Origin of the sequence: Cupriavidus sp. H18C1, assembly GCF_049311595.1 — a bacterium.
Classification (GTDB): domain Bacteria; phylum Pseudomonadota; class Gammaproteobacteria; order Burkholderiales; family Burkholderiaceae; genus Cupriavidus; species Cupriavidus cauae.
The window spans coordinates 2,848,301-2,869,007 of sequence record NZ_CP186008.1; the positions used below are offsets into that span (position 1 = coordinate 2,848,301).

Annotated in this window: 12 protein-coding genes and 4 pseudogenes; 4 read left to right on the forward strand and 12 right to left on the reverse strand. The window is 69.8% G+C overall.

Features of this window, described 5'->3' with window-relative positions; translation table 11 throughout:
• Window positions 1-115 precede the first annotated feature (115 nt).
• A pseudogene (locus tag OJJOAM_RS13260) lies at window positions 116-1,015 on the forward strand (LysR family transcriptional regulator); the annotation flags it as partial.
• A 252-nt stretch (window positions 1,016-1,267) separates the two neighbouring features.
• Here OJJOAM_RS13260 and OJJOAM_RS13265 read toward each other — a convergent pair.
• The 4 genes and pseudogenes from OJJOAM_RS13265 to OJJOAM_RS13280 all read right to left on the reverse strand — a co-directional run.
• Window positions 1,268-2,680 (reverse strand): annotated as a pseudogene (locus OJJOAM_RS13265) (efflux transporter outer membrane subunit); the annotation flags it as partial.
• Window positions 2,681-2,682: 2 nt separating this feature from the next.
• Window positions 2,683-6,003, reverse strand: a complete 3,321-nt coding sequence (locus tag OJJOAM_RS13270; RefSeq protein ID WP_422648214.1) for an efflux RND transporter permease subunit — start codon at window positions 6,001-6,003, stop codon at window positions 2,683-2,685.
• Window positions 6,000-9,194, reverse strand: a complete 3,195-nt coding sequence (locus OJJOAM_RS13275) for an MdtB/MuxB family multidrug efflux RND transporter permease subunit (RefSeq protein ID WP_422648215.1) — start codon at window positions 9,192-9,194, stop codon at window positions 6,000-6,002. Before OJJOAM_RS13275 ends, OJJOAM_RS13270 begins: the two co-directional genes overlap by 4 nt.
• Window positions 9,195-9,219: 25 nt before the next feature.
• A pseudogene (locus OJJOAM_RS13280) lies at window positions 9,220-10,750 on the reverse strand (MdtA/MuxA family multidrug efflux RND transporter periplasmic adaptor subunit).
• A 431-nt stretch (window positions 10,751-11,181) separates the two neighbouring features.
• Here OJJOAM_RS13280 and OJJOAM_RS13285 point away from each other — a divergent pair.
• Both OJJOAM_RS13285 and OJJOAM_RS13290 read left to right on the forward strand, forming a co-directional pair.
• A complete protein-coding gene (locus tag OJJOAM_RS13285) occupies window positions 11,182-11,922 on the forward strand; it encodes a response regulator (protein ID WP_422648216.1) in 741 nt (246 codons plus the stop codon).
• Window positions 11,919-13,196 (forward strand): ATP-binding protein, encoded by a 1,278-nt coding sequence (locus OJJOAM_RS13290; protein ID WP_265632738.1) that lies wholly within the window; start codon window positions 11,919-11,921, stop codon window positions 13,194-13,196. Before OJJOAM_RS13285 ends, OJJOAM_RS13290 begins: the two co-directional genes overlap by 4 nt.
• 114 nt (window positions 13,197-13,310) lie before the next feature.
• On the opposite strand, the gene plsY is transcribed toward OJJOAM_RS13290, so the two are convergent.
• From plsY to OJJOAM_RS13320, 6 genes and pseudogenes are all read right to left on the reverse strand, one after another.
• On the reverse strand, window positions 13,311-13,934 hold the full coding sequence (gene plsY, locus OJJOAM_RS13295; protein WP_422648217.1) for a glycerol-3-phosphate 1-O-acyltransferase PlsY: 624 nt from the start codon (window positions 13,932-13,934) through the stop codon (window positions 13,311-13,313).
• Window positions 13,935-14,087: 153 nt separating this feature from the next.
• On the reverse strand, window positions 14,088-14,582 hold the full coding sequence (gene ybaK / locus OJJOAM_RS13300) for a Cys-tRNA(Pro) deacylase (RefSeq protein ID WP_422648218.1): 495 nt from the start codon (window positions 14,580-14,582) through the stop codon (window positions 14,088-14,090).
• A gap of 92 nt (window positions 14,583-14,674) precedes the next feature.
• On the reverse strand, window positions 14,675-15,571 hold the full coding sequence (xerD, locus tag OJJOAM_RS13305) for a site-specific tyrosine recombinase XerD (RefSeq protein WP_149317100.1): 897 nt from the start codon (window positions 15,569-15,571) through the stop codon (window positions 14,675-14,677).
• A 140-nt stretch (window positions 15,572-15,711) separates the two neighbouring features.
• Window positions 15,712-16,140 (reverse strand): methylated-DNA--[protein]-cysteine S-methyltransferase, encoded by a 429-nt coding sequence (locus OJJOAM_RS13310; RefSeq protein ID WP_422648219.1) that lies wholly within the window; start codon window positions 16,138-16,140, stop codon window positions 15,712-15,714.
• A 339-nt stretch (window positions 16,141-16,479) separates the two neighbouring features.
• Window positions 16,480-17,452 (reverse strand): annotated as a pseudogene (locus OJJOAM_RS13315) (tripartite tricarboxylate transporter substrate binding protein BugE).
• Between the two features lie 112 nt (window positions 17,453-17,564).
• Complete coding sequence (locus tag OJJOAM_RS13320) at window positions 17,565-18,074, reverse strand: chalcone isomerase family protein (RefSeq protein ID WP_422649590.1); 510 nt, start codon at window positions 18,072-18,074, stop codon at window positions 17,565-17,567.
• 366 nt (window positions 18,075-18,440) lie between these two features.
• Here OJJOAM_RS13320 and OJJOAM_RS13325 point away from each other — a divergent pair, with 366 nt between their 5' ends.
• Window positions 18,441-19,334, forward strand: a complete 894-nt coding sequence (locus OJJOAM_RS13325) for an AEC family transporter (protein ID WP_422648220.1) — start codon at window positions 18,441-18,443, stop codon at window positions 19,332-19,334.
• Here OJJOAM_RS13325 and OJJOAM_RS13330 read toward each other — a convergent pair.
• Both OJJOAM_RS13330 and queG read right to left on the reverse strand, forming a co-directional pair.
• A complete protein-coding gene (locus OJJOAM_RS13330; RefSeq protein ID WP_422648221.1) occupies window positions 19,327-19,458 on the reverse strand; it encodes a hypothetical protein in 132 nt (43 codons plus the stop codon). The genes OJJOAM_RS13325 and OJJOAM_RS13330 overlap by 8 nt on opposite strands.
• Before the next feature lie 12 nt (window positions 19,459-19,470).
• Window positions 19,471-20,703, reverse strand: a complete 1,233-nt coding sequence (queG, locus tag OJJOAM_RS13335) for a tRNA epoxyqueuosine(34) reductase QueG (RefSeq protein WP_422648222.1) — start codon at window positions 20,701-20,703, stop codon at window positions 19,471-19,473.
• Window positions 20,704-20,707: the final 4 nt, after the last annotated feature.

The following is a 20,707-nucleotide window of genomic DNA, read 5'->3' on the forward strand; positions in this document are numbered from 1 at the left end:
TATCGGGTAGAGCAGCAGATACAAGTTGGGAAGTATCGCTTATCCAGATGGATCGGCGGAACTGTGGCACCATGAGGCCTTCCCCGCTTCGTCCGCCTCCAGCCGAGCCTCCGCCATGAGCCTGTCCCTCGAACAACTGCAAGCCTTCGTCGCCGCGGCCGAAACCGGCTCGTTTTCCGCGGCGGCGCGCCGCCTCGGCAAGGCCCAGTCGGTGGTCAGCACCGCCGTCTCCAATCTCGAAATCGATCTCGACAACGCGCTGTTCGACCGCAGCGGACGCTATCCCGCGCTGACGCCGGCGGGCGAGCGCCTGCTGGTCGAGGCTCGCGTGATCCTGGAGCGCTGCGAGCATTTCCGCGGCGTGGCCAAGAGCCTGGGCGAGGGCGTCGAAAGCCGGCTGGTGCTGGCGGTCGACGAGCTGTATCCCGAGGAGACGCTGGGCGTGCTGCTGGAGGAGTTCTCGCACCGGTTTCCCGCGGTCGAGTTGGAGCTGCTGTTCCCGGTGATGGAGGACGTCAGCCGGCTGGTGCTGGAGGGCGGCGCGGACCTGGGCCTGATGTGGCGGCAGGAGGTGCTGCCGCCCGCGCTGGCCTTTCGCGGGCTGGGCTGGGTGCCGATGCAGATCATCTGCGCGCCCGACCATCCGCTGGCGGCGCAGCAGCGGGTCGGCTGGGAAGAGCTCAAGCGCCATCGCCAGCTGATGGTGGCGGTGCGCAGCGACAGCGAGGAGAAGATGCGCCTGCGCGTGGCCGCCGAGGTCTGGTGGGTCGAGAGCCACTGGGTCATCGTCGAGCTGGTCAAGCGCGAACTGGGCTGGGCCTTCGTGCCGTGGCACGTCGCCGCCAATTCGCCGGCCGCCGCGCAACTCGTTTCGCCCGAACTGGACTTCGACGACCAGGACTGGCCGGTGGCGATGGAGCTGGTCTGGCACAAGCAGCGCCCGCTCGGCAAGGCGGGCGCCTGGCTGCAGGAGCGGGTCAGCCACCAGCCGCTGCCGCAGCCGGCGCCGCGGCGGCGTGGGGGGCGGGTGATATCGGGCCTTGTTGCGCCGCTGTCCCTCTCCCCCAACCCCCGCAAGCGGGAGAGGGGGAGCGCGATATCGCTTGAAGTCGCGATAGCGTGGGTGAATACGAAGGCTCTCGCCCCTCTCCCGCTTGCGGGAGAGGGGGCGGGGGAGAGGGCAAGGGCGCCGGCGTCCGGCCGGCACTCCGCTCAGCGCGACACCGCCGCGCCGTCTCCCGCCTCCTTCGCCACCGCCGTCCCTGCCCCCTTGCCAGCCGCCGCCGAGGGCCTTGATCAACACCACGCTCGCGCTCAGTTGCCGGCCCGCGATCGACAGCGCGGTGCGCTCGGCGGTATAGGCCGCGGTCTGCGCCGTCAGCACGTCGAGCAGGCCCGCGGTACCCGCGCGATAGCGGTTGTTGACCAGCGACAGCGCTTCGCGCGCGGAACGCAGCGCCTCGTTCTGTACCACCGCCTCCTGCTCGAGCAGGCGCGCGGCGGCGAGGTTGTCCTCGACCTCCTGGAACGCCGTCAGCACCGTCTGGCGGTAGTTGGCCACGGTCTGGTCGTAGACCGCGATGGCCTGTTCCTTGGCCGCGCCGCGCGCGCCGAAGTCGAGCAGCGTCATGGCCAGTTCGGGGCCGAACGACCAGATCCGGTTCGGCAGCGACAGCCAGCGCTCCAGCGAACTGGAGGTGAAGCCGCCCGCGGCCGACAGGCTCAGCGTCGGGTAATACGCGGCCTGCGCGACGCCGATCTGCGCATTGGCAGCGGCGACGCGGCGCTCGGCCGCGCTGATGTCCGGCCGGCGCTCGAGCAGCTGCGACGGCACCGCGACCGGCACGCGCGGCACCGTCTCGGTGAAGTCGATCGGCGCCAGCGAGAACGCGGCTGGCGGCTGCCCCGTCAGCACCGCGATCGCATGCTCGTACTGCGCGCGCTCGATCTGGATGTCGATCAGCTGCGCCTGCGCGCTCTTGAGCTGCGTTTCGGACTGCAGCACGTCGGAGCGTTGCGCGATGCCGGCCTGGTACTGGTTGCGCACCAGCTGCAGCGACTTCTCGTAATCGGCCACGGTCCGCTGCAGCAGCGCCTGCTGCGCATCGGCGACGCGCAGCAGGAAATAGGTCTGCGCCAGCGTGGCCTGTGTCGACAGCAGCGTCGAGGCCAGGTCGGCCTCGCTGGCCTGCGCGCTGGCCTCGCTGCTTTCGACCTGGCGCCGCACGCGGCCCCACAGGTCCACTTCCCAGCTGGCCGACAGCGTCGCCGTCTGCCCGCTGCTGATATTGCCGTTGCCGCTGCGCGAGCGGTCCACGCTGGCCTGTGCGCCGACCACCGGGAAGTAGCCCGCGCGCGCCGCGCGCAGGATCGCGGTGGCCTGCCGGTACTGCGCCTCGGCGGCGGCGATGGTCTGATTGGAGATCTTCACCCGCGCCATCAGCGCTTCGAGCTGCGGATCGCCGAATACGGTCCACCAGTCGCCGCGCTGGCTGGCGTCGCCCGGCTCGGCGGGCTTCCATTGGCCCCATTCGGCCGGCGCTTCCTTGAAGGTCGGCGTCACCGGCGCATCGGGCCGCTGGTAGTCAGGGCCCACCGCGCAGGCGCCGAGCAGCAGCGCGCAGGCCATCACGACGCAGCGGGGCAGGGAGGAGGGGCGGGTCATCGCTTTCTGGGTCATCGTCACGAATCGAATCCGGCAGGGGTGGGCGCGGACGGCGTGCCGCCACGGCGTGCCTGGCGGCGGTTGCGCCAGGCCTGCCACTTCAGGCGCCAGCGGTCCAGCGTCAGGTAGACCACCGGCGTGGTGTAGAGGGTCAGCAGCTGGCTGACCAGCAGGCCGCCGACGATGGAGATGCCGAGCGGCGCGCGCAGCTCGGCGCCGTCGCCGCGGCCGAGCGCCAGCGGCACCGCGCCGAGCAGCGCCGCCATCGTCGTCATCATGATCGGGCGGAAGCGCAGCAGGCAGGCGCGATAGATCGCCTCGCGCGGCGTCAGCCCCTCGCGCCGTTCGGCATCGATGGCGAAGTCGATCATCATGATCGCGTTCTTCTTGACGATGCCGATCAGCAGGATCACGCCGATCAGCGCGATCACGCTGAACTCGGTGCCCGAGGCCAGCAGCGCCAGCAGCGCGCCCACGCCCGCGGACGGCAGCGTCGACAGGATCGTCAGCGGATGCACGTAGCTTTCGTACAGCACGCCGAGCACGATATAGATCGTGATCAGCGCCGCCAGGATCAGCAGCGGCTGGCTGCGCAGCGACTCCTGGAAGGCGCTGGCGGTGCCGGCGAAATTGGCCTGCAGCGATTCGGGCGCGCCGATGCGGGCCATCTCGTGCTGGATGCGCTCGGTGGCCTGCGACAGCGACACGCCCTCGGCAAGATTGAACGAGATCGTCGACGCGGCGAACTGGCCCTGGTGGTTGACTCCCAGCGGCGTGCTGGTCGGCACCACGCGCGCGAACGCCGACAGCGGCACCCGATTGCCCGCGCCGGTCACCACATAGATGTCCTTCAGCGCGTTCGGCCCCTGCAGGTACTCCTGGCTGAGCTCCATCACCACGCGATACTGGTTCAGCGGATGGTAGATCGTCGACACCAGCCGCTGGCCGAACGCATCGTTCAGCAGCGAATCGACCTGCTGCATCGTGACGCCGAGCCGCGAGGCGGTATCGCGATCGACGATCACCGAGGTCTGCAGGCCCTTGTCGTTGGTGTCGGTGTCGATGTCCTCCAGCTCCTTCAGGTTCGACAGCGCGTTGCGGACCTTGGGCTCCCAGGCGCGCAGCACCTCGAGGTCGTCCGAGCGCAGCGTGAACTGGTACTGCGAACTGCTCTGCCGGCCGCCGATGCGGATGTCCTGCACCGGCACCAGGAACAGACTCGCGCCGGGCTCCCTGGCGAGCTTGCCGCGCAGCCGGGCGATCACCTCGTTGGCGGTCTCGGTCCGCTCCGACAGCGGCTTGAGCGTCACGAACATCTGCCCGGTATTGCGCTGCGAGCCGCCGGTGAAGCCGGTCACATTGACCACGGCGGGGTCGGACTGGACGATGCGGATGAAGCTGTCGAGCTTCTGGCGCATCGCCTGGAACGAGGTGGCCTGGTCCGCTCGGATGAAGCCGATCAGCCGGCCGGTGTCCTGCTGCGGGAAGAACCCCTTAGGCACGATCACATAGAGCCAGACGTTCAGGCCGATGGTGACCAGCAGGATCAGCCAGACCACGCGGCTGTGCCGCAGCGCCACCGACAGCGAGCGCGCATAGCGCTCGTTGATCCAGGCGAACACGCGCTCGCTGGCCCGGAACCAGCGGCCGGGCGGGCGCTGCCGCTGCGGCTCGCGCAGCAGCCGCGCGCACATCATCGGCGTGGTGGTCAGCGAGACCACCAGCGACACCAGGATCGCCACCGACAGCGTGATCGCGAACTCCTGGAACAGCCGCCCGATGATGCCGCCCATCAGCAGCAGCGGGATGAACACCGCGATCAGGGACAGGCTCATCGAGATCACGGTAAAGCCGACCTCCCTTGCGCCGCGCAGTGCCGCCTGCACCGGCCGCATGCCGGCCTCCAGATGGCGCGAGATGTTCTCCAGCACGACGATCGCATCGTCGACGACGAAGCCGGTGGCGATCGTCAGCGCCATCAGCGACAGGTTGTTCAGCGAGAAGCCGGCCAGGTACATCACGGTGAAGGTGCCGATCAGCGACACCGGCACCGCGACGCTGGGAATCAGCGTGGCGCGCACGTTGCGCAGGAACAGGAACACCACCATGATCACCAGCGCCACCGAGATGATCAGCGTGTGCTCGACCTCGCGCAGCGACGCGCGGATGGTCGGCGTGCGATCCATCATCACGTCCATCGAGATCGCGGCCGGGATCATCTGGCGCAGCGTCGGCAGCATCTCGTTGACGCGGTCCACCGTCTCGATGATGTTGGCGCCCGGCGAGCGGTTCAGCACCAGCAGCACGGACGGCTCGCCGTTGGCCGAGCCGGCGTTGCGCACGTCCTGCACCGAGTCGGTCACGGTGGCGACGTCGGACAGCCGCACCGGCACCGCGAAGGCATTCGGCCCGCTGGTGGCGCCATTGCTGCCGCTGGCATTGTTGACGGTGGTGGTGGTCGTGCCGCCGGCGGTCACCGTGGTGGTGGTCACGCCGTTGACGGTGGTGGTGCGCACCGTGCCGCCCGAGGTCGCGCTCGACGTGCTGGCGATCAGCGCGCCGGCGGTGGTGGTCGAATAGCTGCCCGGCGTCGCATAGCGGATGATCAGCGGCATGTAGTCCTCCGCCTTCATCGCCTGGTCGTTGGCGTAGATCTGCCATGCCTTGCTGTCGTTCTCGACCACGCCCAGCGGCCGGTTCGCATTGGTCGCGCTGATCGCGTTGCGCACGTCGGACAGCGCGATGCCATACTTGTTCAGCGCGGTGGGATTGAGCGAGACCCGCACCGCCGGCAGCGAGGCGCCGCCGATCGTCACCTGGCCGACGCCCTCGATCTGCGACAGCTTCTGCGCGAGGATGGTCGAGGCGGCGTCGTACAGCTGGCCGCGCGTCATCGTCGGCGAGGTCAGCGCGATGATCATGATCGGCGCGTCCGACGGATTGACCTTGCGGTAGGTCGGGTTGCCCGGCAGGCTGCTCGGCAGCGTCGCGCGCGAGGCATTGATCGCCGCCTGCACGTCGCGGGCGGCGCCGTCGATGTCGCGCGACAGGTCGAACTGCAGCACGATCCGCGTCGAACCGAGCGAGCTGCTCGACGTGATTTCGTTGACGCCGGCGATCGAGCCGAGCGCGCGCTCCAGCGGCGTCGCCACGGTGGCGGCCATCGTCTCGGGGCTCGCGCCGGGCAGCGAGGCCGACACCGAGATGGTCGGATAGTCGACCTGCGGCAGCGGCGACACCGGCAGCATCCGCAGCGCGGCCAGCCCCGCCAGCAGGATGCCCAGCGTCAGCAGCGCGGTCGCGACCGGCCGGTGGATGAAGATGGCCGACAGGTTCATGGCGCCCTCGGCGTGTCGATGGGCGGGGGAGCGCCCGGGGTGCCGCTCGGGGTACCCGCGGGAGTGCCGCCCGGGCCGAAGCCCGCATCGAGGTCCGCATCGGGATCGCCGAAGCGGCGGCGCCGCCAGCCCTTGAGCCGGCCGGCGACCCGGTCGAACGCCAGGTAGATCACCGGCGTGGTGAACAGCGTCAGCACCTGGCTGACCAGCAGGCCGCCCACCATCGTGATGCCCAGCGGCCGGCGCAGCTCGGAACCGATGCCGGTGCCCAGCATCATCGGCAACGCGGCCAGCAGCGCCGCCATCGTCGTCATCAGGATCGGGCGGAAGCGCAGCAGGCAGGCCTCGAAGATCGCGTCGCGCGGCGCCATGCCGCGCTCGCGCTCGGCCTCCAGCGCGAAGTCGATCATCATGATCGCGTTCTTCTTGACGATGCCGATCAGGAGGATGATGCCGATGATCGCGATGATGCCCAGGTCATGGCCGGCCAGCAGCAGCGCCAGCAGCGCGCCGACGCCGGCCGACGGCAGCGTCGACAGGATCGTCACCGGATGGATGGTGCTCTCGTACAGCACGCCGAGCACGATGTACATCGTGACCACGGCGGCCAGGATCAGCCACAGCGTATTCGACAGCGACGCGCTGAAGGCCAGCGCCGCGCCCTGGAAGGTGGTCTGCATCGAGATCGGCAGGCCGATCTCCTGCTCGACCTGCTTGATCTTGTCGACCGCGTGGCCCAGCGACGCGCCCGGCGCCAGGTTGAACGAGATCGTCGCGGCCGGGAACTGGCCCTGGTGGTTGATCACCAGCGGGCCGGTGCGCTCGCTGATGCGGGCGAACGCGCCCAGCGGCACCTGTCCGCCGGACGAGGAGGGCAGCCGCAGCTCGGCCACCGCCTGCGGGTTGTCGCGGAATTCGGGCATCGCCTCCAGCACCACGCGGTACTGGCTCGCCTGCGTGAAGATCGTCGACACCAGCCGCTGGCCGTAGGCGCTGTACAGCGCGCTGTCGATCACCGCGGTGGTGATGCCGAAGCGCGCGGCCGCGTCGCGGTCGATGTCGACATAGACGCGCAGGCCGTTGTTCTGCTGGTCGGTGGCGACGTCGCGGAATTCCGGCTCCTCCTTCAGCCGCTCGACGAGCTTGGGCACCCAGGTCGCCAGCGTCTGCGGATCGGGGTCTTCCACCGTGAACTGGTACTGCGTGCGCGAGACGCGGTCCTCGATGGTCAGGTCCTGCACCGGCTGCATGTACAGCGAAACGCCGCCCATTTCCTCGACCGCGGCCTGCAGCCGCTCGGTCACGGTCGCGATGTCGTCGCGCTCGCCCTTGGGCTTCAGGTTGATCAGCATGCGGCCCGCGTTCATCGTCGTGTTGGTGCCGTCGACGCCGATGAAGGCGGACACGCTCTGCACCGCCGGGTCCTTCAGCACCACCTCGGAGACCGCGCGCTGCTTCTGCGCCATCGCCTGGAACGAGATGCTCTGCGAGGCCTCGGTGACGCCCTGGATCACGCCGGTGTCCTGCACCGGGAAGAAGCCCTTCGGAATCGCCAGGTACAGCACCACCGTCAGCGCCAGCGTGCCGATCGCCACCAGCAGCGTCGCGCGCTGGCGCCCCAGCACCCAGTTCAGCGCGCGGCCGTAGCGCTCGATCACGCGATCGAAGAAGGCCCCGGTGGCGCGATGAAAGCGCGGCAGCTGGTCCTCGGGCACATGGCGCAGCATGCGCGCGCACATCATCGGCGTCAGGGTCAGCGACACCACCGCCGAGATCAGGATCGACACCGCCAGCGTCACCGCGAACTCGCGGAACAGCCGGCCGACCACGTCGCCCATGAACAGCAACGGGATCAGCACCGCCACCAGCGAGAAGGTCAGCGAGATGATGGTGAAGCCGATCTGCTTCGAGCCCTTGAGCGCGGCCGCCATCGGCGACTCGCCCTTCTCGATGTAGCGCATGATGTTTTCGATCATCACGATGGCGTCGTCGACGACGAAGCCGGTCGCGATGGTCAGCGCCATCAGCGTCAGGTTGTTGATCGAGAAGCCGGCCAGGTACATCACGCCGAAGGTACCGACCAGCGACAGCGGCACCGCCACGCCGGGGATCACGGTCGCCGGCACGTTGCGCAGGAACAGGAAGATCACCATCACCACCAGCGCGATCGCCAGCAGCAGCTCGATCTCGACGTCGTGCACCGAGGCGCGGATGGTGGTGGTGCGGTCGGTCAGCACCTCGGCCTTGACCGAGGCCGGCAGCGAGGCCTGCAGCTGCGGCAGCATGGTCTTGATGCGGTCGACCACGGCGATCACGTTGGCGCCGGGCTGGCGCTGGATGTTGACGACGATGGCCGGCTTGCCGTTGGCCCAGGCCGCCAGCCGCGAGTTTTCCGGGCCGTCGACGATGGTGGCCACGTCGGTGATGCGGATCGGCGCGCCGTTCTGGTAGCCGATGATGATCTGGCGGTATTCGTCGGCCGAACGCAGCTGGTCGTTGGCGTCGATGGTCGAGGCGCGCGCCGGGCCGTCGAAGCTGCCCTTGGCGCCGTTGACGTTGGCCGCGCCGATCGCGGTGCGCAGGTCGTCGATCGACATGCCGAGCGCGGCCAGCGCGGTCGGGTTGGCCTGGATGCGCACGGCCGGGCGCTGGCCGCCGCTGATGGTGACCAGGCCCACGCCCTGGATCTGGGAAATCTTCTGCGCCACGCGCGTATCGACCAGGTCCTGCAGCTTGGGCAGCGGCAGCGTGTCGGAGGTCATCGCCAGCGTCAGGATCGGCGCGTCGGCGGGGTTGACCTTGCTGTAGACGGGCGGCATCGGCAGATCGCCCGGCAGCAGATTGCTGCCGGCATTGATGGCCGCCTGCACCTCTTGCTCGGCGACGTCCAGCGGCAGCGTCAGGTCGAACTGCAGGGTGATCACCGACGCGCCGCCCGACGAGGACGACGACATCTGCTTCAGGCCCGGCATCTGGCCGAACTGGCGCTCCAGCGGCGCGGTCACCGCCGAGGTCATCACGTCGGGGCTCGCGCCCGGATACAGCGTGGTGACCTGGATGGTCGGGTAGTCGACCTCGGGCAGCGCCGACAGCGGCAGCATCCGGTAGGCGACCAGCCCGGACAGCAGGATCGCGAGCATCAGCAGCGCGGTGGCGACCGGCCGCTCGATGAATAGGCGTGACGGGTTCATGCAGCGTCCTCGTTACGGCGCGGGCTCATTGTCGTGGTGCCGGCGCGGCGGCGGAGGCCGCGCGGGAAGCCGTGCTCGCGGCCGCGTTCGGGGCTGCACCCGGGGCCGCGCTTGTGGCCGCGCTCGGGGCTGCGCTCGGCCCCGCGCTTGACGCCGCGCCTTGTGTCGACCCCGCGGCCGGCGCGCTCGCGCCGCCTTGCTCGCGCGGACCACGCGGACCGGCCGCCTCCGGACCCGAAGCGCCGCCGGCACGCCGGCGGCCACGCGCACGCGGCTCGCTGGCCGGCGCCACCGCCGCCGCGCGCGCCGCCGGATCGACGGTCTGCACCGTCATGCCTTCGCGCAGCCGGTCGGCGCCGTCGACCACGACGCGCTGGCCGGGCCGGACGCCGCGCAGCACCGCGGTCTGTTCGCCGTCGCTCGGTCCGAGCGCGACGGTCTGCACCTTGACCTTGTTCTCCTGGTCGACCACATAGACGAAGGTGCCCTGCTGGCCGCGCTGGATCGCCGCGACCGGCACCACGGTGGCGCCGGCCAGCGTATCGACGCGCATCCGCACATTGACGAACTGGTTCGGGAACAGCATGCCGTCGTCGTTGCGGAACACGGCCTTGAGCCGCACCGTGCCGGTGGTGGTGTCGATCTGGTTGTCGGTGGTCAGCAGCGTGCCGTCGGCCAGCTTGTTGCGCGCCTGGCGGTCCCAGGCCTGCACCGGCAGCGTCTGGCCGGCGTTCAGCTGCCTGAGCACGCTGGGCAGGTTGTCTTCCGGGATCGAGAACAGCACGGCGATCGGCTGGATCTGCGTGATCAGCGCGATGCCGTTGGCGTCGGAGGTGCTGACGATATTGCCCGGGTCGACCTGGCGCAGGCCGATGCGGCCCGAGGTCGGCGCCTTGATGCGGGTGTAGCTCAGCTGCAGGCGGGCGTTGTCGACGTTGGCCTGGTCGGTCTTGACCACGCCCTCGTACTGGCGCACCAGCGCGTCCTGCGTGTCGACCTGCTGCTTGGCGATCGAATCCTGCGCCAGCAGCGTGCGATAGCGCTGCTGGTCGATGCGTGCGTTCTGCAGCAGCGCCTGGTCGCGCGCCAGCTGCCCCAGCGCCTGGTCGAGCGCGGCCTGGAACGGGCGCGGGTCGATCTCGGCCAGCAGGTCGCCGGCCTTGACCATCTGGCCTTCCTTGAACAGCACGCGCAGCAGCGGCCCGGAGACCTGCGCGCGCACCGTGACGTTGGCGACCGGGGTCACGTTGCCCAGGCCGTTGAGCACCACGTCCATGTCGCGCTGCACGACCGGGCTGACCACCACCGGCGCGGCCGGGCCGCCCATGCCGCGGCCGGGGCCGCCGGGGCCGCCGGGGGATGCGGCCGCCGGGGCCGGGCTGGCCCGCCTGGCCGGCATCGGGCGCGCCGCGGTGGCTGTACCAGTACCAGCCGCCGCCGGCCAGCAGCAGCACCAGCAGGCCGGCGATCCAGATGCCGCGGCGGCGGCGCGGGTGGCCAGGCTCGGATGGCGGGACGGGGCCATTGCGGCGCTCCGGGCCGGCATCCGGGCGGATGGTGGGGCCATCAGCGGGGCGGTCAGCGCGCCCGTCAGCGGGCCGGCCGGCGGGCGCCTCGGTGGAGGCATCGATCGGATGATTCTCGCCGTGCGTCGTGGGTTTGGCGGGCTGGTTGGAATCGGAATTGGCCATTCACTGGGGTCCTGAAGCGGGTCCTGAAGCAGATCCGGATGCGGGGCCTGCGCACGCCGCGGTGCGGGCCCTGCCGATCGATGGAAAGACGCAGAAGTATGCCGCAACGGTCGGAGCCGGCTCCGGATGCGGAGCGGGGGCGACCTGCGGCGACGTGGCAAGGATACGGCGTGAGGCGGGGCAGACCTATGTCGGCGGGGAAGGGCTTTATTACAGATAATTACCAGCGCGCCCCGTGTAACTTGCCGAAACAACATTGCGGCGGGCCGGCCGGCGTGCCTGTTTATCATCCGGCTATGCGATCCAATCAGCCCACCCAGATCCTGGTCGTCGACGACGATCCCGACTTGCGCGACCTGCTGCGCGAGTACCTGACCCAGCAAGGCTTCGCCGTTTCGGTGCTGCACGACGGCGACGGCCTGCAGGCCCGCCTCGAACGCGAACGCCCGGCCCTGATCGTGCTCGACCTGATGATGCCCAAGGTCGACGGCCTGACCGCGCTGCGCAAGCTGCGCGCCCGCAACGACGATATCCCGGTGATCCTGCTGACCGCGCGCAGTGACGAGATCGACCGCATCGTCGGCCTCGAAATCGGCGCCGACGACTATCTGGGCAAGCCGTTCTCCCCGCGCGAGCTGCTGGCCCGCATCAATGCGGTGCTGCGCCGCAAGCTGGCGCGTCCGGCGGCGGCGCCCGAGGACCGCGACAGCGCGACCTTCGGCCCGTTCAAGGTCGACTTCCGCCAGCGCACGTTGGTGCGCTCCGGGCAGGCGCTGCCGATCAGCGACACCGAATTCGCGCTGCTGAAGCTGCTGCTGATGCATCCGCTCGAAGTGCTGTCGCGCGAGCGCATCGTCGAGCTGATGTACGGCGCGGCCAGCGGCGTCAGCGACCGCGGCATCGATGTGCAGATATGGCGCCTGCGCCGGCTGCTCGACGAGGACGCGCAGCGGCCGCGCTATATCCAGACCGTGCGCGGGCGCGGCTATACCTTCGTGCCCGACGAGGCAGAGCAGGCGGACCAGGCCGCGTCATGAAGCTGCGCATCGACACCCTGTTCGGCCGCATGGCGCTGCTGATCGCGGCGGTGCTGGTGATCAGCCATTTCTCGTGGCTGGCGATCCTGCGCATGGACCGCCGCGAGCAGCGCATGGAATATTCGGTCGAGCAGATGCTGTTCCAGCTCGACAGCATCCAGCGCGCACTCGACGCCAGGCCGCCGGCGAAGCTGCCAAGCCTGGTCGAGGTCGCCGGCGAGGCCAGCGCCGAGGAACATGCGCGCGCGCCGACCGACCGCTCGCGCCGGCTGGTCGAACGCTTCTCGGGCCGGTTGCCGCCGGGCACCCAGGTGCGCATCGAGGACGAGGACACGCCGCGCATCTGGATCAAGCTGCCCACGCGCCAGGACTGGATCGCGATGCCGATCCTGTGGGTCCACAACCCGCCGCTGGACAACCGGCTGATTCCCGGGGCGATGCTGGTGGTCAGCGTGGCGATCGTGTTCGCGCTGCTGATCGCGTGGCAGATCCAGCGGCCGGTGCGCGAAATGGCCAATGCCGCCGGGCAGCTGTCGCGCCAGCAGCCGGTGGCGCCGCTGCGCGAGCGCGGCCCGCTGGAGCTGCGCCAGCTGATCGAGCGCTTCAACAAGATGGTGGCCGACCTGGCGCGCATCGACCAGGAGCGCAACACGATGCTGGCCGGCATCGCGCACGACCTGAAGACACCGCTGGCGCGGCTTCGGCTGCGCGCCGAGATGCTGGCCGATCCGAAGGCGGCGGCAGGCGTCACGCGCGACGTCGACTCGATGTCGGCGATCGTCGAGCAGTTCCTGGCCTTCGCGCAGAGCGCCGAGCCGACCGCGCGGCCGGTGCCGGTCGATCGCCGCATGGCGGAGCTGGCGGCGTCGCTCGCCGAGCAGGAGCGTCCGGTGGACCTGTCGCTGGAGGCCGGCGAGGGCTTCCGGCTGATCGCCACGCAGCTCGATCGCATCATCGGCAACCTGGTCGACAACGCCTACCACTACGGCGCGCCGCCGGTCAGCATCCGCACCGCGCGCGTGGCGGACGGCTGGCAGCTGGTGGTCGAGGACGCGGGCGGCGGCATTCCGGAGGATGCCTTCGACAAGGTCACGCTGCCGTTCGTGCGGCTCGATCCGGCCCGCGGCGGCAATGCGCATTCGGGCCTGGGGCTGGCGATCGTCGACCGGCTGGTGCGCCAGTCAGGTGGCCGCCTGACGCTGGCCAACCGGCCCGAGGGGGGCCTGCGCGTCGAGATGGTGTTCCCGTTCGCGCAGCTGGCCAAGGCGGCCTGAGGCATGCCGTCGTCCCCGCGAAGGCGGGGACCCGGCGACTTGCGATGGATCGCGTGCGGTCGAAAGACCGGGGCCCCGCCTGCGCGGAGGCGACGAGCAACGTGCAGCCGCGGCTTACTGCTGCGGCTTTTTCTTTTCGCCGATGCGGCTTTCCTGGCCCGACAGCAGCTTGGCGATGTTCTGGCGGTGACGCAGGATCAGCAACGCGCTGATGGCGAGGATCGCCGCGGCGACCACGTTGGTGCCGAACATCAGCACGTAGAAGAACGGCGCGAACACGGCGGACACCAGCGCGGCCAGCGACGAGTAGCGGAAGAAGACCGCGATGATCAGCCAGGTCGCCAGCGTGCCCAGGCCCAGCCACGGATGGATCGCGAACAGGATGCCGGCCGCGGTCGCCACGCCCTTGCCGCCCGAGAAGCGATGGAACACCGGGAACAGATGCCCGAGGAACACCGCCACGGCGACCAGCGCGATGCCGGTCTGGTCGACGCCGTAGTCCGGCCCGAAGCGCTGCGCCAGCCAGACCGCCAGCCAGCCCTTGAGACCGTCGCCCAGCAGCGTCAGCAGCGCCGCCTTCTTGTTGCCGGTGCGCAGCACGTTGGTCGCGCCCGGATTGCCGGAGCCGTAGGAATGCGGATCGGGCAGGCCCATCGTCTTGCTGACCACGACAGCGAAGGAGATCGAGCCGATCAGATAGGCGAGCAGGGCGAACAGCGGATTGGCGAGATTGGCCATGGGCGGGGTCGGAGACGGGATCGAAAAAGCAGCGGAAAGGCGGGGAACCGAAACGGTCGCAAAAAACTGGCGCGATTGTAGCGCGCCGGCGTGGCGCTCACGAGCGTGATTACCCGGGCATCAAGGAGCGCACAGGCCCGGGCGCACGCGCGCTCAGCCCTCCGCCAGCCCGCATTGCACCGGCTTGGCGCCCAGCAGCGCGGTCAGCACGGCCGGCTCGATGCTGACCAGATAGCCGCGCCGGCCGCCGTTGATATAGATGCGTGCGAGCGCCAGCACGCCTTCCTCGACATAGACCGGCATCCGCTTGCGCGTGCCGAACGGCGAGGTGCCGCCGACCAGGTAGCCGCTGTGGCGCTGCGCGACCTCGGGCTTGCACGGCTGCACGCTCTTGCAGCCGATCTGCCGCGCGAGGTTCTTGGTCGAGACGGTGCGGTCGCCGTGCATCAGCACGATCAGCGGCTGCGCCTTGTCGTCTTCCATCACCAGCGTCTTGACCACGTGATGTTCGTCGACGCCGAGCTGTCGTGCCGATTCCTCGGTGCCGCCGTGCTCGACATAGTCGTAGGGATGCTCGCCGAACGCGATGCCGTGCTGGCGCAGCATCTGCGTGGCCGGTGTTTCGGAGATATGTCTGGACTTGGCCATGTGGTGCCCGTGTCTGCCTTGTCTTGCTTTGTCTTGCTCTGTCTTGCCGGGTTCGTCTTGTCGTCCCTGGGATGCGCCGCGCCTTGGCGTGACTATCCGCGCGGATGATGCTGCTGGTGCAGGACGCGCAGCCGCTCGCGCGCGACGTGCGTGTAGATCTGCGTGGTCGAGATGTCGGCATGCCCCAGCAGCAGTTGCACCACGCGCAGGTCGGCGCCGTGGTTCAGCAGGTGCGTGGCGAAGGCATGGCGCAGCGTGTGCGGCGACAGCGGGGCGTGGATCTCGGCCTGGCGCGCATAGCGCTTGATCAGGTACCAGAAGGCCTGGCGCGTCATCGCCTCGCCGCGCTGGGTCACGAACAGCGCGTCGCTGCCGCGCTGGCCGAGCAGCGCGGGACGCGCGCTGGCCAGATAGCGGCGCAGCCAGACGCCGGCCTCGGCGCCGAACGGCACCAGCCGCTCCTTGTTGCCCTTGCCGCTGACGACGCGCGCCACGCCCTCGTTCAGGCCGATTTCCACGGTCTTCATCTGCGTCAGCTCGGACACGCGCAGGCCGCTGGCGTACATCAGCTCCAGCATCGTGCGGTCGCGCAGGCCGAGCGGCGTGTCGATGTCCGGCGCCTGCAGCAGCGCCTCGACCTGGGCCTCGCTCAGCGTCTTCGGAAAGCGCGGCGGCTGCTTGGCGGCGCGCAGCAGCAGGCAGGGATCGGCCTGGACCAGATGCTCGCGCAGCGCCCAGCGGAAGAAGCGCCGGAATACCGCGAGCCGCCGGTTCGCCGACGAGGCACGCGTGTCGGGATGGCGCGCGGCGAAGTAGCCGGACAGCGCGCCGTCGTCGGCCGCCAGCAGCGCCACGCCGCGCTCGCCGCGCAGCCAGCGCGCCAGCAGCGCAAGATCGCGGCGGTAGGCATCGATGGTGTTGCGCGCGAGTCCGTCCTCGAGCCAGAGGGCGTCGCAGAAGCGGTCGACCAGCGTCAGGTCGGCGGCGATGTCGGCTTCGAGCTGGGCCTCCCGGTCGTCGTTCCGGGCGTTGTGCGGGTCGTCGTTCGGACCACCGTTCGGTCCATCGTTCGGGCCATTGTTCGGCACCGGCGGGTCCGCCAGCGCCGCCGTGCTGTGGTGCCGCGCGCTCACAGCAGCATCACCCGCTCGTGGCGCAGCAGCCAGCGTTTGACCTCGAGATGGAAGCCGTCCTCGCCGTGATGGGCGAAGCCGCCCAGGCCCTTGGCGCCCACCACGCGATGGCAGGGCACCACCAGCGGGAAGGGGTTGTCGCCGCAGGTCTGGCCCACCGCGCGCGCGGTGCCGCCGATATTGGCCGCCAGTTCGCCATAGGTCGCGGTGCGGCCGCAGCGCACGCTGCGGATCGCCTGCCAGACGCGGCGCTGGAAGTCGGTGCCGGTGCCGGCGAGCGGCACGTCGAGCGGCGCGTCGGGATCGGCGTAGTAGGCCTCGAGCTGCGCGGCCAGCTGCCGGATCGGCGGCAGGTCGGAATCGCGCGGCGCGAAACGCTCGGGCAGGAAGTGGATCGCGTGGACGCACTGCGCGTCCGCGCGCACGCCGATGCGGCCGAACGGCGCGGCAAGGATGGCATCGAAGCGGGCGGCGAGCCTGGTGTCGCGTAGCGCCGCACTGCTGTCGAGGTCGGGGCGCGGCGCGGGCGGGGGAATCCGTGGACGGATCCGAATGGGAATGCATGGCGTGACAACGGTCGATCCGGATACCGGATTCTAGTGCCTTGGCGCTCCCCGTGCTGATCGGGTGCACCTTCCCGCTGGCGGGAGAGGCGAGCCTGTTGCCTCGACCTCGCGGCTTGGCAAAGAAAAGAGGGCTCCGCGGAGCCCTCTTCGATCCTGCAGGCAGGCGCCGGCCGATGGACGGCGGCCTGCGTCAGGCCATCACTGCTCGAGCTTGATGTTCTGCACCTTGACCAGGTTGCGCATCTTGTCGAACTCCTTCTTGATCTCGGCGGCGTGCTGCGCCGGCGTGTTGCCCGACGGCTCGGCGCCGGCGGCGATCAGGCGTTCGCGGAAGCCCTTGTCCTGCAGCGCCTTGACGGCCGCGTCGTTGAGCTTCTTGATGATGTCGTCAGGCGTGCCGGCCGGCGCCACCAGGCCGTACCAGGCCGGGTCGTTCGGCTCCTTCAGGCCCATTTCGCCGAAGGTCGGCACGTTGGGCAGCGAGTCCAGGCGCTTCTCGGCGGCCACCACGATCGGGCGCAGCTTGCCGGCCTTGATGTGCGGCATCGACGAGGGCAGGTTGTCGACCATGATCGGCACCTGGCCGGCCAGCACGTCGTTCAGCGCCGGGCCCGCGCCGCGGTAGGGGGATATGGACCATGAAGGTCTTGGTCGAGACCTTGAACTGCTCGCCGAGCATGTGGCCGAAGCCGCAGGTGCCCGACGACGCGTACGAATACTTGCCCGGGTTGGCCTTCAGCGTGGCCAGGAATTCCTTGTAGTCCTTGGCCGGGAAGTTCGGGTTGACCGCGATCACGTTGGCGACGTTGGCCAGGTTCGTGATGGGCTTGAAGTCCTTGATCGGGTCGTACGACAGCTTCGGATTGCAGGCGGGGTTGACCGCCATCGTCGACACCGTCGAGATGCCGATCGTGTAGCCGTCCGGCGCCGCCTTGGCGATCGCGTCGGCGCCGATCGAGCCGCCGCCACCGGCGCGGTTCTCGACCACCACCGGCTGGCCCAGGATCTTGCTCATCTGATCGGCCGCGCCGCGGCCGACGATGTCCGTGGTGCCGCCCGGGGCAAACGGAATGATCAGCTTGATCGGCTTGGTCGGATAGTTGCTCTGTGCCTGTGCCAGCGAGGCGCAGGCGGCCAGACCCAGGGCCAGGGCAATGTGCTTGGTTTGCATGAGATCGTGTCTCCCGTCGTGAAGCCGGACGAAGAGTGTCCGTCCAGAACTGAAAATGCCGGCCAGGGACCCGGTAGGGCCCGCCACGCCGGCGCGATGCATCGGCGGCCCGTCAGCCGCCGAGCAGGCCGCGCTTCAGATCGCGATCGACCGGGCGTTCGCCCAGGAAGATGCGCAGCACGGCCTGGTAGAAATCCTCGCCGGGGATGGGCTTGCCGCGCGGCGTGCCATTGACGGCGATCACCGTGCCGCTGTCCGGCGTGTAGTCGAAGTCGATCACGTCGCCCTTGCGCGCCGTGCCGACCTGGTTCATCGCCTGCTCCAGCTGGTGCAGGCGGTCGGCGAACTTCTCCAGCTGCGCCTCGTTGTGGTTCTCGCGCATGCCCTCGTTCAGCGCCTTGACGAAGGTGCTCGATTCCACCTCGCGCAGCGGCCGGATCTGCAGCCGCTTCGGACCCTTGGCGCCCAGCACCACGGCGGCGTTGCGCACCTTCTCGGGCAGGTACAGCGCGGCGACATAGCCCTTGACGATGAACACCGAGCGCAGGCCCGCGCCGTTGAGCTGCAGTTCCTTGCCGCCGAGGCGGGCCGCCTCGTCCAGCCGCACGCCCTCGATCTCCATCGCCCCAGCGGCCGCCGGCAGCGCGCCCGCGACGGCCACGCAGCAGATCGCCAGCCACTGGCGCAGGCGGCGTGCGGTCCGTGCGGCCCGTACGGTCCGATCGAACGGAACGCGGGCGGAAGGGCGGCGGGGGGGCGGGCATGGCGGGGCGGTACATCGAGAACGGAATGGGAGGCGGAACGGGATCGACGGAAATCCGGAGCGTGCCATCTTCCGGGTTTTCTGAAACAATACCAATCCGTATCTGCCCTAGGGCGCACTCCGGGCCGCCTCGGCTCGCTGCCGGACCGCCGTCCATACGGGCTCCTGCCATCCTTCCTGACATCCTCCGACGCGCCCCCGCGTCCCGACAACAACAAGACGCCGATGTCGCCTGCCTTGCTGATGGTGCCGGATTTCAGCCTGATCCTGATCGGCTGGCTGCTGGTGCGCTATACCTCGTTCGACCGCGGTTTCTGGTCCGGCGTCGAGCGCCTGGTCTACTTCGTGCTGTTTCCCGCGCTGCTGCTGCAGGCGACCAACAGCGCGGCATTCGATTTCTCGACCACCTCGGCGATGCTTGGGCTGGCGGTGCTGACCACGGTGTTCGGCATGGCCGCCGGCTACGCGGTCAAATGGGTGCTGCGGCCCGATCCGATCGATTTCGCCTCCGGCCTGCAGACCGCGTTCCGCTTCAACTCGTATATCGCGCTGGCGCTGGCCTCGCGCCTGGGCGGCAGCGAAGGCCTGGCGATGATGGCGGTGATCGTCGGCTGCGTGGTGCCGATGTGCAATGTCGCCGCGGTGTGGGCGCTGGCCCGGCACGGCGAGGCGCGGCTGTGGCGCGAGCTGGCGCGCAATCCGCTGATCCTGGCCACGGCCGGCGGCCTGATCACCAATCTGCTCGGCCTGCATCCGCCCGAAGTCCTTGGCATGACGCTGGCCCGGCTGGGCTCGGCCTCGACGGCACTGGGCCTGATGACGGTCGGCGCCGGCCTGCAGATGCGCGGCGCGGTCGGCACGGTCGGGCCGGTGGCCTGGTGGACCGGGGTCAAGCTGCTGGCGATGCCGGCCTTCGCCTGGGCCGTCGGCCGCAATCTGCCGCTGTCGCCGCTCCAATTGCAGATCGCGGTGCTCTATGCCGCGATGCCGACCGCCTCGAGCGCGTACATCCTCGCGGTCCGCATGGGCGGCAACGGGCCGATGGTGGCCGCGGCGATCTCGGCGATGACGGTGTCGGCGATCTTCACCGCGCCGATGTGGCTGGCGCTGGTCAGCTAGGCGGCTGGGGCGGCTGGCGCGACAGCGACAGCGGCAGCAGCAATGGCGACAGCAGCAATGGCGACAGCAGCAATAGCGGCAGCGGCCCCACTGCAACCGGCATCGTGCCCGTGACGGTGGCCATGGTCGCGCGCTGCTACTGGGGCCGCTGTGCGAGCGCCCATGCCACGTGCTCGCGCACCAGCTCGGAGGGATGCTCGACGCGCGCGAGCAAGGCCGCGCGGATGCGCGCGGCCTGCGCCGGCTCGTCGGCCCCGCGCAGCGCATTGCCAAGACCCACCGCCAGATTGCGCAGCCAGCGCTCGTGGCCGATGCGCCGGATCGGGCTGCCTTCCAGCCGCCGATTGAATTCCTCCTCGCTCCAGCCGAACAGCTCCACCATGTCGGGCGCATCGAAGCCGTTGCGCACGGCGAAGTCGGGCAGCGTCGCGCGGTGCGCGAACTTGTTCCACGGGCAGGCCAGCTGGCAGTCGTCGCAACCGTAGACCCGATTGCCCATCGGCGCGCGCAGCGGCTCGGGAATCGCGCCCTTGTGCTCGATGGTGAGGTAGGAGATGCAGCGGCGCGCATCGAGCCGGTACGGGCCGACGATGGCCTGGGTCGGACAGATGTCGATGCAGCGGCGGCACTGGCCGCAATGCGCGGAGGCGGGCGGGTCGACGGGCAGCGGCAGATCGACCAGGATCTCGCCGAGGAAGAACATCGAGCCGCCGTCGCGATCGAGCAGCAGCGTGTGTTTGCCGCGCCAGCCGAGCCCCGCCTGGCCGGCCAGCGCGACCTCCATCACCGGGGCCGAGTCGGTGAAGACGCGATAGCCGAACGGGCCGATCGCGGCCTCGATGCGGCCGGCCAGCTGCTGCAGGCGCGTGCGCAGGACCTTGTGATAGTCGCGGCCGCGGGCGTACAGCGAGATCGTGGCGGCGGTGCCGCCGGACTCGATCTGCGCGAGCCGCGCGAACTCGCGCTCGCGCCAGTCGTCGCGATCGCCGTCGTTGCCGTCGTTGCCGTCGTTGCCGTCGTTGCCGTCGTTGCGATCGTCTTCGTCATGGGTGGAAGCCGGCAGATAGGGCATGCGCGCGACGATCGCGCGCACCGTGCCGGGCACCAATTCGGCCGGCCGCGCGCGCTTCAGACCATGGTTCGCCATATAATCCATGTCGCCATGGCAGCCCTGTGCCAGCCACGCGAGCAGACCCGCTTCGGCATGGCTCAGGTCCACGTCGGCGACGCGCACGTCGTCGAAACCGAGCGCCGCGCCCCAGGCGCGTATCTGCGCGACCAGCGCATGCGGATCCGCGCCGGTGGCGTGCTGCGCCGCTGGCGTCCCGCTGAGAACGGCGTCAGGCGCCTGTGCTGCTCGGTCGATCATCCGT

Bases quoted from the DNA above. Each gene is read 5' to 3' on its own strand.
- OJJOAM_RS13270 (WP_422648214.1), bottom strand. From the start codon at position 6,003: ATGAACCTGTCGGCCATCTTCATCCACCGGCCGGTCGCGACCGCGCTG.
- OJJOAM_RS13275 (WP_422648215.1), bottom strand. From the start codon at position 9,194: ATGAACCCGTCACGCCTATTCATCGAGCGGCCGGTCGCCACCGCGCTG.
- OJJOAM_RS13285 (WP_422648216.1), top strand. From the start codon at position 11,182: ATGCGATCCAATCAGCCCACCCAGATCCTGGTCGTCGACGACGATCCC.
- OJJOAM_RS13290 (WP_265632738.1), top strand. From the start codon at position 11,919: ATGAAGCTGCGCATCGACACCCTGTTCGGCCGCATGGCGCTGCTGATC.
- plsY (WP_422648217.1), bottom strand. From the start codon at position 13,934: ATGGCCAATCTCGCCAATCCGCTGTTCGCCCTGCTCGCCTATCTGATC.
- ybaK (WP_422648218.1), bottom strand. From the start codon at position 14,582: ATGGCCAAGTCCAGACATATCTCCGAAACACCGGCCACGCAGATGCTG.
- OJJOAM_RS13320 (WP_422649590.1), bottom strand. From the start codon at position 18,074: ATGGAGATCGAGGGCGTGCGGCTGGACGAGGCGGCCCGCCTCGGCGGC.
- OJJOAM_RS13325 (WP_422648220.1), top strand. From the start codon at position 18,441: ATGTCGCCTGCCTTGCTGATGGTGCCGGATTTCAGCCTGATCCTGATC.
- OJJOAM_RS13330 (WP_422648221.1), bottom strand. From the start codon at position 19,458: ATGGCCACCGTCACGGGCACGATGCCGGTTGCAGTGGGGCCGCTGCCG.
- queG (WP_422648222.1), bottom strand. From the start codon at position 20,703: ATGATCGACCGAGCAGCACAGGCGCCTGACGCCGTTCTCAGCGGGACG.